Genomic DNA, 13,524 nt, shown 5'->3' with positions numbered 1-13,524 from the left:
TTAAGTCCAGACTGTTTGCGATCTTGTGTCGGTTATGAAGATTCCTGTCAAGTCCTTGAGTTTGAGTTCCCTGCCCGTCATTCTTTCTCCATAGGTCCAAGGTCTCACCCTACGAGCCCAAGGATCCACTGTGGAAAAATTCAGGACCAGAGCGTCCTCCACTCATCCCACCAACCTTCGGCATTTCGCCGCCGCTCTATTCGCTGCGTTCGTATTGATCATCGGATGCATTCAAGGCCCCGTTGCTCAAGCGGCACCAACCCCCGTGTACCCCGTTAGTGGATACTGGATATTCGGCAGCACGAGTGACGCCGCAAACACCGCCAAATTGACGGATATTAAATCCGTCGGCGGGGATACCGTAATCACGTTCGGGGCTTACCTTAAACCTTCGACGCTTGCCTCAGTCCCAGCGGGATGTTCCATCTCCGGTGTCAACTGTGCGACTGCGGCGGCGTCCGGGGTCAAGGTCAACCGATACTTCAGCTACTCAGACGGGAACTCATGGGGTGCGCCTGCACTTTCATGCCCCCGCGATAAGACCGTAACCAGTGGCACGGCCGTTTACACAGTCATGGTCATTCCTACTCAGGGAACTGGCTGCAACTCGTCCGATGGCACCTATGACATTGTCGTCATCACCAGCGGAACCAATTCAATATCTGTGTCCGTAGCCAAGGCGGCAACTGCCCTTGGGATGAAGTTGTATGTCGGCATGCCCGCACCCGTGAAGCGGACAGACCTCACTTACGCGGTGGACTTTTCGTACCAATCGACCTTCAGTGCTTTCACGAACCGCTTCCTGCAACTCCAAGCAAAAGTGAACAACGTGCCAGGCCTCGCCGGCTACTATCACTACACGGAAATGCCCGTCGCAGATGGAGGCTTTTGGGACTCAACCCTTGCCCTCTACAGCCTTCAGAACGCAGCAATTGCCAAGTACCAGCCGGGCCGCGCCGCACTGGTGAGTCCCTACATCGCGGCACGCAAAGATACTCCGGGACGCCTTACCCCTGACAACGCCCGCGCAGCCGTCCGAAAGATCGCCGGGACTGCTAATGGTGTACGTCTGGCCATAGCGCCTCAGGACGGCATGGGGACGGGAAACGGTGGATCTTTCTTCGGCCACGAAGCCGGCACCAGCGTGGACCCCTACGCTGCCTCAATTGTCGGCAGCGGTACCTGGTCCGAAAAATACACCGCCTCGACTCGTGACTTCTTCCTCGCAATGTCTGAAGGCGTTGAAGGTACCGGAGCCGAGTTGTGGGCCAACATGGAAGGCATGGCGCCGGGCACAAGCCAAAACCAGTGTGATGCCAACTATCGTGGCCAGAGCACGAAAGCGCGGCATGACCGCCAGTTGCAGCAAATCGGCAACTATCCCGTGAAGGTTATCTCCTATATGTGGGACCCGTTCTACACCTGCAGAGGCACTTGGGCACCAATGCTGGACCAGATGAGGGCCGGAAGCATGACACCGGTAATCACGGACTCAATTTTCTACGGCAACGGAGATGTACTCGTTACCGGTCAAAATTTGAGCGGTGGGAGCATCCAGGTCAAATGGACTGATGCTTACGGACGAACCTTCGATAAGACTGTTGCCGCGACCAGCTACAACGCCAGCTACGGCACGCAGCGTGGAATGAATCCCCGACTGGAATCTGTGACCGCGAAACTGGGGAACACATCACTGGGCTCAGGTAAGTACGTCTACATCAATGTGATCAACGGATCGGGCGTCAGGAACGACGCACCATACTCTGATCGTGGCTAGCCAGGAGGCATAACTCCTCACATATCCCAGCCTTCAGTTCCGACTTAAGGCCCCCACTCTAGCGAGAGAGTGGGGGCCTCTTGTCGTTATGTTCTTGGTGCACCGTGCCAGTAGTTGCTCTTGCAGCTCGGGCAGAACCACATGCCGATTTCGCGCTTCCAGTTGGCACCGTCGTTGGTGACAGTCACGTTGCAGTGGTCGCAGGTCTGATTTACCGGCGGTTCACCTTCTGTTGTACTTTCAAGCCCCATGGAGCGAAGATAACCCGCCCTCCACCGTTTCGAGTAATTTGACTTGCGCTATGACAACAACTGTCGTATGTAAGTCTGCTTGCCAATTGCACTCTCAGAGCCTGTCAAGCGCGCTTTAGCGAGGCAGGCGCTCCGGAGAGCCTTCCCACTCCAGAGAGTCAATGACTGACTGGACGATGAGCTTGGCGAATCCAAGGGCCTCTGAGCTTACGGGGACTTCGCCCACGCCCCCGTCGGCCGTCGTACGACTGTAGAGGTTGTCAGTCAGCAGTTCGGAGACCATGATCCCCGGCTGGGTTTCAATGAGGGGCGTTTTGACGGCCTTCAGGTCGATCCTCTTTCCGAAGGACTTACCCTGGGCAAACTCCTCGTTGTGGTGCGCAGCATTTCGCACAGCTCGCAGATCTGGAAAGGCCTTCCTGAACTCCTGATCCGCTTCCTTGACCTTTGCTGGAATGCCGGACACTTTGAGTAGCTGCTGTAGTGCGCCAGCCAAAGTGTCAAAGGCGTAGATGAACGTGCGTGCATGAATCGACGAAAGGAGCCGTTGATAGTGGTTGGGCCATTCACCTTGCTGCCACTGCCAATGCTTTGTTTCGAGAGTCGCCCGTTCGCGGTTCGCGTCTGAGAGCTTCATCTCTTCCCTGACAGACAACCCCGCAGGTATCTCCATGTCGTACTGGTCCTGCAGTTCCCGCTCCTTGGCCACCCTTGCTTCCCAGCGCGCATCCCAGGATGCATGTAGGGCCTGGTCCTTTATTCGGGCGTCCTCGAACAGGGTCAGGGCGACGGCGGCTTCGTCCACGCAGTCAGTCAACAGTCTGATTAGGTTGGTGATGTCGGAACGTTCGTTGTCCTCCGGCCACACTAACCAGGTGCCGGACTTCGTAAACTCCGCGATGTACAGGGCGGCGCCCGGTTCCAGCTTCATTCGGCAGTCCTGATGACTATTGACTTGCAATCCTCGGGGATTAGCGCCAAGGCTGCGGCATGCGCGGCGTCATAGTCGGCGCCGGTGGCAGTCACATGCCCGATGTCGCCTTCTTCGTTTTTGATGGTCAGGGTTACTTCCACGGATTGATTCTATTTCGGTGTCGGTGCTTGGGCGTACGCTGCCCGCATGGATGAGTACGAAACCGAAGCCTTGGCTGGTGACTGGCGGGCCGCCTGCACGGTCCTCTCCCGGGCTGCTATCAAGCCGGAGGTGCTGGAGGCGCTGATAACCCTCGACGCGCACTACGAGGTCGTTTTTGGGGTGCTGGGCAGGCATGGTGTCACAGTGGAGCATCTGACTTGGGCGGCCAGCTTCGATGATCCACGAATCTTAGGGCGCGTGGTGTCCAATCCGAAGACGCCGACGTCGCTGGTTCGGGAGATCCAGGCGCGGGCCGCAGCTAGGCCGGAGGATGTGTGGATACACCTAGCCGCCTACTGCAGCAGGGTGTTGCATCGCGCAGCTGCCGAGTCGGGACTACATTCTGGGATTCTGAGTGACCCCAGCTAAGCGGCTCACTGTTCGTGCCTGAGGCCGGCGTGCCCGGTTAAGTCGAGCGACTACTGCCGGCTTGTAAGCGGCGGATTCTGTTCGGATAAGCCGATTGATTTCCTGCCGGTATTTGGTCGGCGTCATGCCAAAGCGATCCATTGCAGCGGAGTCGAGAGAGCCAGCGTACTTGAACTGTTCCCCGGCGAGGTCGATCATGGCCTTTTCGTGGTCTGAGAGCATCCGGGAAGAATACGGGGTGGGTAAGACATCAAAGCGCACGAGGTGAAATCAAAGACCGTCAAGAGAGTGACTGTCTTTAATTTCACCTCAGCCAGGGACCTGGTGAAATCTCAGACAGTCAAGAAGGTGATCATTACCCACCCGGGCACGTCGCCCCGCTCGGTTTCGTCGTCCATAGGGGTGGCCCGCAGCACAACTGCCATGGCCCAGGCGGAGAGCTTCCGCGTGCCGGAGGTTCCTGCGGCGCGGGTGGAAAAGTGGCTGGTCAAGGGATCCCCGATTCTTCATGGTTGTGAGTGAAATGAAAACTGTCGTGTCCGCTGTTTGTGGGCAGCGCTCCCTAGAAACTCAAGTCCAAAGCCGTGACTGCCGGGAAGGCAGCAAAGATGACTGTCAGGGGCAGAATGCCGAAGACAAGAGGGACCATCATTCCGATTTCCTTGCGGCCCGCCGATTCCATGAGCTCGCGTTTTGCGGCGTCCCGGACATCAGCTGCCTGCGCCCTCAGCACGTCTGCCAAGGGCGTACCGCGCTCTACCGCCACCACCAAACCATCCACGAACCTGACCAGCGGAGGAAGGTCCGTCCGGGCAGAAAGTGCCTGGAGTGCCTCAACCAGTGGTTTGCCCGCACGGGTATCGGCCAGGACGGCGGCAAACTCCTCCGCCAGGGCGCCCCGTGAGGTGCGGCAGATCCTGTCCAACGCCCCTGAGGCGCTCTCCCCTGCGGCCACCGCGAGCGCCATGAGTTCTGCAAGGCCGGGAAACTGGGACAACAGTGCTGCATCGCGCCGTTTGATGGCCTGGCCCAACACGTGGTCCCGGAGCAAGTAGCCGCCCAGGGCGGCTCCCCAGATCAAGGCGACGCCACCCACCGGATTGAATCGGCCTGCGGCAGCGTTCACAGCAACACCGATCAGTGCGACTATGAATCCCGCGGCCGCCCACACCAGCTGTTCGGCCCTGAAATCCAGAACGGACTTTGCGGAACCAGCACGCGCCAACCGCTTGGCCAAGGCAGCCCCACCCGGGTTGAAACGGCTGACGAAAGCCAATCCATCGCCAATCACGGGGCGAAGAATCCGCTCCAGCGCACCAAAGGGGGTACCAGCGGTGGCCGTGGCCCGAAGTAATCTCGATTCGAGGTTGAGCGTCCTAAGCTGCGGTTCCACCCTGTCCGAAAACGTCATAGGGCGCATGAATGGCAGTCGGGCAACCACCAACCATGCTCCTGTTCCCAACAGCAGGCCCAGGAGGACAGCGGTGGTTGTGGAACCGTTCATCCGAGCACCCTTTCGTCCTCGGGAAGGGCACCAATACGCAGCATGGCGGTATAGCAGACTGCGGAAACAACAAGGCCGCCCAGGAGGACCATGGCCCCGGTCGCCGTGTTGTACGCGAGCATGGCTTCAGGCCTTCCGGCCATGACCACCAGGACTATCCATGGCGCAGCCACCGCAAGCCTTGCTCCGTTGACGGTCCAGGACTGCCGCGCTTCCAATTCATTGCGGGTCCGGGCACTTTCCCTGAGGAAGTCGGCCAGGGTTCCCAGCATGCGGCCAAGGTCGGATCCGCCAACCTCGCGTGTCATCCGCAGGGCTTCGATGATGCGGTCAGCAACGGGATCCGCCAGTCTCGCTTTCACAGTGGTCAAGGCAGCATCGAACCGGCCACCGGATCTGTAGTCGGAGCCGAAGTCCGTGAAGACGTGGCGCAGTTCTTCCGGGCCCTTGGTGCCAAGCTGGATCAAGGCATCAGGAAGGGAAAGTCCTGCGCGGATAGCCGAACGAAGGTGGTCCACAACATCCGGCCACAACTGCCGCAGCACAGCGCGTCGTCTCCGCGCCCGCCTGCGGACAACAGCCAGGGGCAGCCATGCACCAAAGACACTGAAGCAGGCGGACACGGGCAGCGATCCCGTGACCAGGAAGAAGACCAGGAACGCCGCCAGGCCAACGCCCGCACAACAAAACAGCAGGCCAGCACTGGAAACCTTTTCGATTCCCGCGGAGAGCAGCAGGAGTTCCAGCTTCCGCGGAACGTGGTTTCGACGCGCCTGCGTGTCGGGCTTCTCCCAGGCAGACCACCACACCAGGAACATCCCTACGCCACCCACAGCACCCAGCAAGGGAGCCATCAGTTCAATTCCAGCAGGGCCGCGACGTCGAATCCCGAGCGCGCGAACTTGTCGATGGCGGGCAACGAGGTGCCGTTGGGCACCAACCGGCCCTCGGCCATCTGGAACACCGGCGACGATTCGATCACGCCGTTCTCCACCCGGCGGCCAAGGGCCAGGATTTCAGTTACCTGCCTGCGGCCGGTGGAATGCCGGCTGCAATGCACTACGAGGTCAAGGCACGAAGCGACGGTGGGCACAACAAAGGCATTGGAGATGTTTGCTCCCGCAAGGAGTGGCAGGGTACAGATCTTGGTCACGGCATCATGGGCGGAGTTCGCGTGCACAGTGCACATGCCAGGGAGTCCCGAGTTCAAGGCAATGAGCATGTCCAGGCTTTCGGCTTCCCGGACTTCCCCCACCACCAGCCGGTCCGGCCGCATGCGCAAGGCCTCCTTGACCAGCCGCCTCATGGGTATTTCACCCTCCCCTTCGAGGTTAGGCTGCCGGCACTGCAGCCCCACTACATCCCTCAGCGGCAACTGCAGCTCGAAGATCTCTTCCACAGTGATGACCCGTTCCCGGGAACCGATGGCCGCAGCCAAGCAGTTCAAGAGCGTCGTCTTTCCTGCTTGGGTTGCCCCGGAGACAAGGATGTTCAGCCCGCTGGCCACCGCTGCGGAAAGGAACCTCGCCGATTGTGGCGTCAGGCTTCCCATATCCACCAAATGGTCCAACTTGCTGGCCCGTGCAATGAACTTCCGGATATTGACGGCCCAATGCTCTCGTGTGACATCCGGAATGGCCACGTGCAGGCGGGACCCGTCGGGCAGGGAGGCGTCGACAAAGGGGGTGGAAAAATCCAGCCTGCGCCCGGAGCTCTTGAGCATGCGCTCCACCAGATCGCTGATCTGTTGACCGTTCAAGGTGATGGCTGTCAGTTCGGACTCACCGTTGCGGGCCACGAAGATCTGGCTGGGTGCATTAATCCAGATTTCCTCGATGCCGGGATCGTCAAGCAATGGCTGTAAGGGGCCGAATCCAGCGACGGCGTCGAAAACGTGCCGCCGGGCCTCTTCCAATGGGCCAAGCGGAGGCAACGATCCCAGGAGGGACCTGTCGTCGTAGTCGCGAACTGCCGCATCGACCAGTTGCCGAATATCCGACCCCTTGTCCAAAGGATCCAGACCGCTTCGCCTGATGAGCTCACGGACCTCTCCCTCGACGATCCGCAGTGCTTCCATCAGTCCCCCAATAGCCCAATAACCTGTAAACGAGAGGCGCATCTCGAGTTACTTACGCTAGGCGAGCACGACCGCCCTTCCAAGCAGCCCGGTGGAAGCTGTGGATAAGTCCGCATCATTTACCCCTTTGGCAGCTCCAGCACCACTAGTCACTCCAGTTTCGAAGGTGTTAGGGTAATGCCCGTTAGGAGCTGGCCTTTGGTCTCATGCGCAGGCGCCCGCCCCGGAGCTTGTCCGCAAGCCATCACCATGCGCCGCTGAGCCGCGGCACAGGGCCGGAAATGTGGATATGACAAGCAACCCAGTACGGTCGATCCGTCGCATTCCCCTGGCCAAAGCGGGGTTTGCCCTTTCACTTGCCCTCGCGGCCGGTACCTTCCTGGTGACGCCGGCCTGGGCTGACGACTCCGGCCCGCGCCCGGTTCCGCCATCGGTGAGCGGGCAACCGACAGTTCCGAAGGCGGAGTATCCTCCCATCGGCTCGTCGCCGAGCGTGGACGCCCCGCAGTCCGCGAAGACGCCGGCGGGTAACTCGCCGGCCGCGAATACCGCCGTCGAACCTTCAACGGCCGGGAGCCCGGCAGCTGTGCCACCTTCTTCCGATACCGCGCCCACTCCCTTGGCCGAGCGCGCGAAGCCTGGCGCAGCCCCGGATGCGGAGGCCCTGAAGGCCGCCATGAGGGCGGCCATTCCGGCCGGCGGTGCCGAAATGGGCCAACGGTCGCCACGTGTTGCTTCTTCGAAGCAGCAAGCCGGAACCGCAGGCCCCGCTGGAGCGCGCGGCGTTGGCAGCGTGGTGCCCATGGCTCCCGATCCCGGCCACTGGCAGCCGACAGTGGGCGTCCAGGGGCAGGACGTCAGCGCCCACCAAGGCAACGTGGACTGGCAAAGCCAGTGGAACCAAGGTTCCCGTTGGGCGTACGTCAAGGCCTCGGAGGGCAATTACTACGTCAACGAAAACTACGCGCAGCAGTACAACGGCTCCCGCAACGTGGGCATGGTCCGTGGCGCCTACCATTTTGCAATCCCCAATTGGTCTTCAGGCGCGGACCAGGCACGCTATTTCGTTGCCAACGGTGGTGGATGGACAGCTGACGGCTACACGCTGCCTCCTGTGCTGGACATCGAATACAACCCCTACGCCGGCCGAACCATCAACGGCTTCTACTTCGGCAACACGTGCTACGACATGTCCAAGGCCCAGCTGGGTCAATGGGCCGCAGACTTCGGCAACACGGTCAAGGCCCTGACAGGACGCTTCCCCGTCATCTACAGCACCACCGACTGGTGGAATACCTGCGTCGGGAACACGACCTTCGGCAGCTACCCCCTATGGATCGCCTCCTACTGGTCCAACCCCACCAACTCCCCCGGCACCATGCCGGCAAGCTGGGGCAACTACACCATGTGGCAGTACAGCAGCACGGGCCCCTTCCAGGGCGACTCGAACATCTTCAACGGCAGCTATGACCAGCTGCGGACCTTCGCCCGCGGCGTTTCCTACCCCTCAAATCCATCCATCAAGTCCGGCGCCGACATCCTCACCACCAGCGCGGCGGGCAGGCTCGACAATTTCCCGGCAGATGGCAGCGGCAGGATCACCGGCCCGGTCACCATAGGTTCGGGCTGGTCCGGAGCGAAGGCGGCCTACGTGGTCGACTGGAACCAGGACGGCGTCCAGGACATCCTTTCGCAATGGTCCGACGGCACGTTGAAAGTGTTCAGGGGCGCTCCCGGCGGGGGTTTCTACGCCCCCATCCAAGTGGGTTCCGGCTGGCAAGAAATGTCCCTCACCGTCGGCTGGTGGAACTCGAAGGATCCGTATCCCGGCGTGATCGGGCAGGACTACCTTGGCAACCTTTACCGGTATCCGAATTCCGGCGGCGGGGCCCTGGGCAGCGGTGTCAGGATCGGCACCGGGTTCAGCGGGCACCAGCTGAACCAGATCGACTTCGACGGCGACGGCAACCAGGACTTGGTCACACGAACCGCAGACGGGACGTTGCGCCTCTACAGGTCCAATGGTGTGGGCAGCTTCATCAACGAGCCCGCGAGGACCATCGGTACCGGATGGTCCGGCATGAGCGCGGTCAGCTCCGCCATCAACTTCAGCGGCGCAGCCTCCCAAGGCCTCCAGGCCCGGGCAGCCAACGGCGACCTCTACTACTACCCGGCCATCTCCGGTTCCTGGGGCAACCGCAGCCTTATTGGCCTTGGATGGAACGATGCCACGCTCATCAGCGGGGCACCCCTGGATGTGGAGACCACGTTGGGCATCGATGAAGAGGACCTTCTGGCCGTTCGCCCGGACGCCAACCTTTACCGCTACCCCGGCACGGGAACAACAGCATTACTGCCCGAGGACCTCATTGGAACCGGGTGGGCCGGGCTCCAAGCAGGCTTCGTCACCGACTGGAACGGCGACGGTGCGCTGGACATTGTGGCACAGTGGTCCGACGGACGCCTGAACGTCTACCCGGGCAGGAGCGGCAGCGGTTTTGGCGCTCCCATCTCCCTCGGAAGCAACTGGAAGAACTGGACGTTGACGGTGGGTACGTGGAAGAAGGCCGATGCGAATCCGGCCATCGTGGGCTACGACGCCAACGGCCGCCTCTACTACTTCGCCAACCCCAGTGGCAAGACGGTTTCCACCGGAGTCTCCATCGGCCTCGGTTGGTCTGGACTGGACATCGTTCAAATGGATTTCGACAAAGATTCGAACGCCGACCTCGTGGCCAAGACCGCCACGGGTGACCTCAAACTGTACCGAAGCAACGGTACCGGCAATTTCATCGCCGAAACCCCGCGCGTGGTGGGCACAGGCTGGGATGTCATTTCCAGTTTCGGCGCGATACGCAGTTTTGCCGGGGCAGGGTCCACCGGGATCATGGGCCGCACCACTGGCGGCGAGCTCCGCTATTACCCGGTTGGTTCCAACAGCACCTGGGGCACCCCGTCAAGGGTCGGAACCGGATGGAACGGCCTGACCATCCTTGCCCCCGCAGCCAGGTAACCACCCGGCGGTACGTCATGAAGGCCCGTCCACGGAAATTCTCCGCGTGGACGGGCCCTCGTGCGTTTGTCCCACGAGACATTGGCCGCACACGATATTAATCCGGCTTGAACCGGCCTAAATTCCTCCATCACATGTTCTAATGAAGGTGGTCTCACGTATTGGCTGTTCAGCGCATTCGGGAAACGGACTTTGTTTGGGGGCAAACGAAGAACATCCTGCAGCGCGCAATCAAGGAGTGATCTTTTATGGCGTTTAGAGTTGGAACTGCCATCGCTGACATTACGCCGTCCCTGAGCACCAATCCGTATATGGCAGGATATGGGACTACCGATGGCGGGCGCGAAGCCACCAGCAGTTCGCCATTCGAGCCCCTCTACGCCCGGGCCATCCTCATCTGGGAAGACGCCAATCCGCACATCATCATCAGCCTGGATGTGCTGGCCTTGCCGCGGGCCATGCACCAACGCATCAGGGACCGGATCCTGGATCTGGCGGACTGGTCCACCAGTGACATCCTCATCCAGGCCACGCACACCCACAACGGCCCCGCCTTGATCGACACGTTGCATCCCTTCATGGCGTACGGGCTCTCGGACCTGGGCTTGGTCCGGTCCTACAGCGCGGACCTGGAGGACACCATCGTGAATCTCGCGCAGGAAGCCCTGGATGCGGACGAGACAGCCGTAACTTTCGACTACAAGGTCTCCACCCAGAATTTCTCGGCAAACCGCGTGGGCCTGCCTTATACCGAGACGGCTGTGCCAATCCTGGTAGCAAGACGGGGTAACGGCACCCCGGCGGCCGTGATCTTCAGCTATGGCTGCCACCCCATCAGCGCAGGGCTGCGGACGCTTTTCGATGGGGACTTCGCCGCCGGCGCCTGCAACTATATCGAGAACCGCAACCCGAATTGCTTCGCGATGTTCATCCAGGGACCCGCCGGCGACCAGGATCCCGGCGGCGTCCGCAGTTGGGAACTGCGGGACCAGCATGGCGACGCGCTGGGAGCCACGGTCAACAACAATATGCAGTCTGCAGGCCGCGCCTTGGCCGGCCCCATGGTCACCCGGTACCAAGAAGTTCAGTTACCGCTGGACATCACCCCGACGGCGGCAAACCTCGCAGCCGTGCGGGCCGCCTATGTCTCCCGCCTTCCGAACCCGAACGGGCAGCCACAGTGGTACCAACGCCATGCACAGGTGATGATCGGACGGATCGACAGCAACAGCTACGCCACATCCGTGCCCTCCCCGTTCCAGGTCTGGAAGTTCAACGGCAGCCCCCAATTGAAGATCGCCATGATCGGTGGCGAACTTGTGAGCGGCTATGCCGCCTACTTCCGCAACAGGAACGGCGGCACCAACGGAATCATCGTGGGTGGATATGCCAACGAGTCCTGCTGCTACATTCCCAGCAATGAATTCTTTCCACCATCAATGCCCCTGGGCAGCTACGAGGGTGGCTGGGAGCCGGATTATCCGGGAATTGCCGGCGGTTCCATGACCGTCTATGGGCATATTGCCCATTTCAAGGCCGGCGCAAATGGCGTGGAAACCACGCTGATCAATGCCATGAATTCACTGCTGGCCTAGAATTCCGGCAGCGGCAATGGCGCGGACCCGAAAAGGGTCCGCGCCATTTGTTTGTGCAGCACAAATAATTGCTAGGAAACCACGGCAGTCTTCAGCCATCGCGTAAAAATGGCAGCCTGAGGCGCCAAGGGCGCCAGCGTCAGGGATCCTTTCACCACGGGAACGCCGTAGGCGGCCAGGGAAGCCGCCAGGTTCCGCGGATCGGTCCGGGTAGAGGCACGGATGATCCGGAGGCAGAGTTCGGAGGCCTGTCCACCCGGGGCTCCGGCAGCCACCGCTGCATTGACGGCAGCAGTCTCTTCGGATGTCAGCACGTGCGGACCCGAACCAACATAGGCCACTTGGCAGTCCGTGATGTGCATGTAGCGGGTGGAAGCCCACACCTCTTCCAAGCTTGAGAACTTGCCAATGAGGCTGCCGTCTGCGGCCAGGCACGTGAATTGGTACCTGACCAACGGCTCGGGCTTTTCCCTGGCCACATGGTCGTCTTTCGCGACGGCCGGCGCCACGTCAAGGGCGGAGGTTTGGGAAGTTTCTACTTTGGTTCCTGAGCAACCGGCCAGGGCAATTGTTGCCACACCAAGCTGAAGAACACTGCGCCTGCGCATGTCCACCGAGGGATCCCCACTTCATTCGGATGCTCCCCAGCTCCGCATGCATTGGTTATTCGCCCCACGCCGTTTCCGGCTGCGTCTTAGTACATCTTCCCCCAAATTCCGCATTTGTCACTAGTAAAGTTTTGGCCGGCCGCCAGGTCCACGGTCTTGGAGGCCTCGGGAAGGCCGCCGCTGGCTACGACGATTCCGCCTGGCGCCGCGACCGACCAGGTGCATCCGTCGGTGGAAACCCCTTGCTTGACCAGTTGGTAGCTGCCCGGTTCCATCTGTTCCCCGACGGCATGGGTACCATCGCCCACGCGCGTCCCGTTGGCCCAGCCGGTGAGGATCTTGCCCTGCGGGGCTTCGGGGCAGTATTGGGCTGCAGCAAGGAGCGTTGCCTTGGCACTTCCTGCAAACCCGTCCGGCCCCGCCTCGTCGCTGATCCTGGTGCACAGCCGGAGGATGTCCAGCATGACGGCCAATCCCCCGTCTCCCCCGTCCTGCTGGCCGGCGGCAGAAACCGCTTCGGCTTCACGGGGTGTCGCTTCGAATGGCTGCTGGCCTTCGTAGCCAACTTCGCAGGAACCCATGCGGGTGTAGTTGGTTGCGGCCCAGACCTCCGCAAGGCTGGACAGCTGCACTTCCGGAGATGCGTCCAGGCTGGTGCAACGGAAGGAGTAGCGGCCAGGTTCGTCGTCACCGGGGCCGATGTCACCTTGGCCGGGTGGGTCACTCAACGGAACGGACGACGGCGACGGGCTGGGTGCCGCGGTCACGGTGCCGCCCGTGGAAGCCGACGGGCTGGAGTTGGCAGAGGGCTGTGGCGCAGGGGCGTTGCATCCGCCCACGAGCATCACCAGGAGCACTGCCAAAGGGATCATTCTGCGCATCGCTACCTCCACCTCAATCGTCCGTGGCATGCAATCCGTGGTCAAGACAGGGCGCGGTCAGGACCGGGGAGGGGGCAGGTTCCGGACTGTGCCGAAAAATTCCACTAGTGACAAATGTGAAAATTGGGGGAAGATGTACTAAGACGCAGCCGGAAACGGCGTGGGGCGAATAACCAATGCATGCGGAGCTGGGGAGCATCCGAATGAAGTGGGGATCCCTCGGTGGACACGCGCAATCGCAGTGTTCTTCAGCTTGGTTTGGCATGCCTTGCCCTCTCCGGTCGCTCAAGAACCTCTCATGAAACCTCCCGCCA

At 61.0% G+C, this 13,524-nt stretch carries 13 protein-coding genes; 4 read left to right on the top strand and 9 right to left on the bottom strand.

The window, feature by feature from the left end:
- Nucleotides 1-574: 574 nt before the first annotated feature.
- Nucleotides 575-1,777, top strand: coding sequence for a hypothetical protein (locus ACIPY3_RS03095; protein ID WP_400329949.1), 1,203 nt, complete (start codon nucleotides 575-577; stop codon nucleotides 1,775-1,777).
- Between the two features lie 366 nt (nucleotides 1,778-2,143).
- On the opposite strand, the gene ACIPY3_RS03090 is transcribed toward ACIPY3_RS03095, so the two are convergent.
- Together ACIPY3_RS03090 and ACIPY3_RS03085 are read right to left on the bottom strand one after the other, a co-directional pair.
- Nucleotides 2,144-2,959, bottom strand: a complete 816-nt coding sequence (locus ACIPY3_RS03090) for a hypothetical protein (protein WP_400329947.1) — start codon at nucleotides 2,957-2,959, stop codon at nucleotides 2,144-2,146.
- Nucleotides 2,956-3,102: a hypothetical protein gene (locus tag ACIPY3_RS03085; protein ID WP_400329944.1), complete on the bottom strand. Its 147-nt coding sequence runs from the start codon at nucleotides 3,100-3,102 to the stop codon at nucleotides 2,956-2,958. Before ACIPY3_RS03085 ends, ACIPY3_RS03090 begins: the two co-directional genes overlap by 4 nt.
- A gap of 46 nt (nucleotides 3,103-3,148) precedes the next feature.
- Between ACIPY3_RS03085 and ACIPY3_RS03080 the strand changes: the two genes are divergently transcribed.
- Nucleotides 3,149-3,532 carry a hypothetical protein gene (locus ACIPY3_RS03080; protein WP_400329941.1) on the top strand — a complete coding sequence of 128 codons (384 nt, stop codon included), beginning with the start codon at nucleotides 3,149-3,151 and terminating at the stop codon, nucleotides 3,530-3,532.
- Here the strand turns inward: ACIPY3_RS03080 and ACIPY3_RS03075 are convergent.
- The 5 genes from ACIPY3_RS03075 to ACIPY3_RS03055 form a co-directional block, all read right to left on the bottom strand.
- On the bottom strand, nucleotides 3,500-3,754 hold the full coding sequence (locus ACIPY3_RS03075) for a DUF3263 domain-containing protein (RefSeq protein ID WP_400329938.1): 255 nt from the start codon (nucleotides 3,752-3,754) through the stop codon (nucleotides 3,500-3,502). The genes ACIPY3_RS03080 and ACIPY3_RS03075 overlap by 33 nt on opposite strands.
- Nucleotides 3,755-3,864: 110 nt before the next feature.
- A complete protein-coding gene (locus ACIPY3_RS03070) occupies nucleotides 3,865-4,023 on the bottom strand; it encodes a hypothetical protein (RefSeq protein WP_400329935.1) in 159 nt (52 codons plus the stop codon).
- Between the two features lie 71 nt (nucleotides 4,024-4,094).
- Nucleotides 4,095-5,036 carry a type II secretion system F family protein gene (locus ACIPY3_RS03065; protein WP_400329932.1) on the bottom strand — a complete coding sequence of 314 codons (942 nt, stop codon included), beginning with the start codon at nucleotides 5,034-5,036 and terminating at the stop codon, nucleotides 4,095-4,097.
- Entirely contained in the window at nucleotides 5,033-5,890 is an 858-nt protein-coding gene (locus ACIPY3_RS03060) for a type II secretion system F family protein (protein WP_400329929.1), read from the bottom strand. Before ACIPY3_RS03060 ends, ACIPY3_RS03065 begins: the two co-directional genes overlap by 4 nt.
- Nucleotides 5,890-7,113, bottom strand: coding sequence for a CpaF family protein (locus ACIPY3_RS03055; RefSeq protein WP_400329926.1), 1,224 nt, complete (start codon nucleotides 7,111-7,113; stop codon nucleotides 5,890-5,892). The genes ACIPY3_RS03060 and ACIPY3_RS03055 overlap by 1 nt, the downstream gene beginning before the upstream one ends.
- Nucleotides 7,114-7,402: 289 nt before the next feature.
- Here ACIPY3_RS03055 and ACIPY3_RS03050 point away from each other — a divergent pair, with 289 nt between their 5' ends.
- Nucleotides 7,403-10,126 (top strand): GH25 family lysozyme, encoded by a 2,724-nt coding sequence (locus ACIPY3_RS03050; RefSeq protein ID WP_400329923.1) that lies wholly within the window; start codon nucleotides 7,403-7,405, stop codon nucleotides 10,124-10,126.
- 248 nt (nucleotides 10,127-10,374) lie between these two features.
- The gene (locus ACIPY3_RS03045; RefSeq protein ID WP_400329920.1) at nucleotides 10,375-11,721 is read left to right on the top strand and encodes a hypothetical protein; all 1,347 of its coding nucleotides are present in this window, start codon (nucleotides 10,375-10,377) and stop codon (nucleotides 11,719-11,721) included.
- A gap of 71 nt (nucleotides 11,722-11,792) precedes the next feature.
- On the opposite strand, the gene ACIPY3_RS03040 is transcribed toward ACIPY3_RS03045, so the two are convergent.
- Both ACIPY3_RS03040 and ACIPY3_RS03035 read right to left on the bottom strand, forming a co-directional pair.
- Nucleotides 11,793-12,299 (bottom strand): hypothetical protein, encoded by a 507-nt coding sequence (locus ACIPY3_RS03040; protein WP_397322331.1) that lies wholly within the window; start codon nucleotides 12,297-12,299, stop codon nucleotides 11,793-11,795.
- A gap of 116 nt (nucleotides 12,300-12,415) precedes the next feature.
- Complete coding sequence (locus ACIPY3_RS03035) at nucleotides 12,416-13,210, bottom strand: hypothetical protein (protein WP_400329917.1); 795 nt, start codon at nucleotides 13,208-13,210, stop codon at nucleotides 12,416-12,418.
- Nucleotides 13,211-13,524 lie beyond the last annotated feature (314 nt).

Origin of the sequence: Paenarthrobacter sp. NPDC089714, assembly GCF_044748905.1 — a bacterium.
In the GTDB taxonomy this organism is placed as follows: Bacteria; Actinomycetota; Actinomycetes; order Actinomycetales; family Micrococcaceae; genus Arthrobacter.
The sequence above is the reverse complement of the archived record's forward strand: the minus strand, read 5'-3'. Positions and strand labels throughout refer to the sequence as shown.

Bases quoted from the DNA above. Each gene is read 5' to 3' on its own strand.
- ACIPY3_RS03090 (WP_400329947.1), bottom strand. From the start codon at position 2,959: ATGAAGCTGGAACCGGGCGCCGCCCTGTACATCGCGGAGTTTACGAAG.
- ACIPY3_RS03045 (WP_400329920.1), top strand. From the start codon at position 10,375: ATGGCGTTTAGAGTTGGAACTGCCATCGCTGACATTACGCCGTCCCTG.
- ACIPY3_RS03050 (WP_400329923.1), top strand. From the start codon at position 7,403: ATGACAAGCAACCCAGTACGGTCGATCCGTCGCATTCCCCTGGCCAAA.
- ACIPY3_RS03060 (WP_400329929.1), bottom strand. From the start codon at position 5,890: ATGGCTCCCTTGCTGGGTGCTGTGGGTGGCGTAGGGATGTTCCTGGTG.
- ACIPY3_RS03065 (WP_400329932.1), bottom strand. From the start codon at position 5,036: ATGAACGGTTCCACAACCACCGCTGTCCTCCTGGGCCTGCTGTTGGGA.
- ACIPY3_RS03075 (WP_400329938.1), bottom strand. From the start codon at position 3,754: ATGCTCTCAGACCACGAAAAGGCCATGATCGACCTCGCCGGGGAACAG.
- ACIPY3_RS03095 (WP_400329949.1), top strand. From the start codon at position 575: ATGGTCATTCCTACTCAGGGAACTGGCTGCAACTCGTCCGATGGCACC.
- ACIPY3_RS03055 (WP_400329926.1), bottom strand. From the start codon at position 7,113: ATGGAAGCACTGCGGATCGTCGAGGGAGAGGTCCGTGAGCTCATCAGG.
- ACIPY3_RS03080 (WP_400329941.1), top strand. From the start codon at position 3,149: ATGGATGAGTACGAAACCGAAGCCTTGGCTGGTGACTGGCGGGCCGCC.
- ACIPY3_RS03035 (WP_400329917.1), bottom strand. From the start codon at position 13,210: ATGCGCAGAATGATCCCTTTGGCAGTGCTCCTGGTGATGCTCGTGGGC.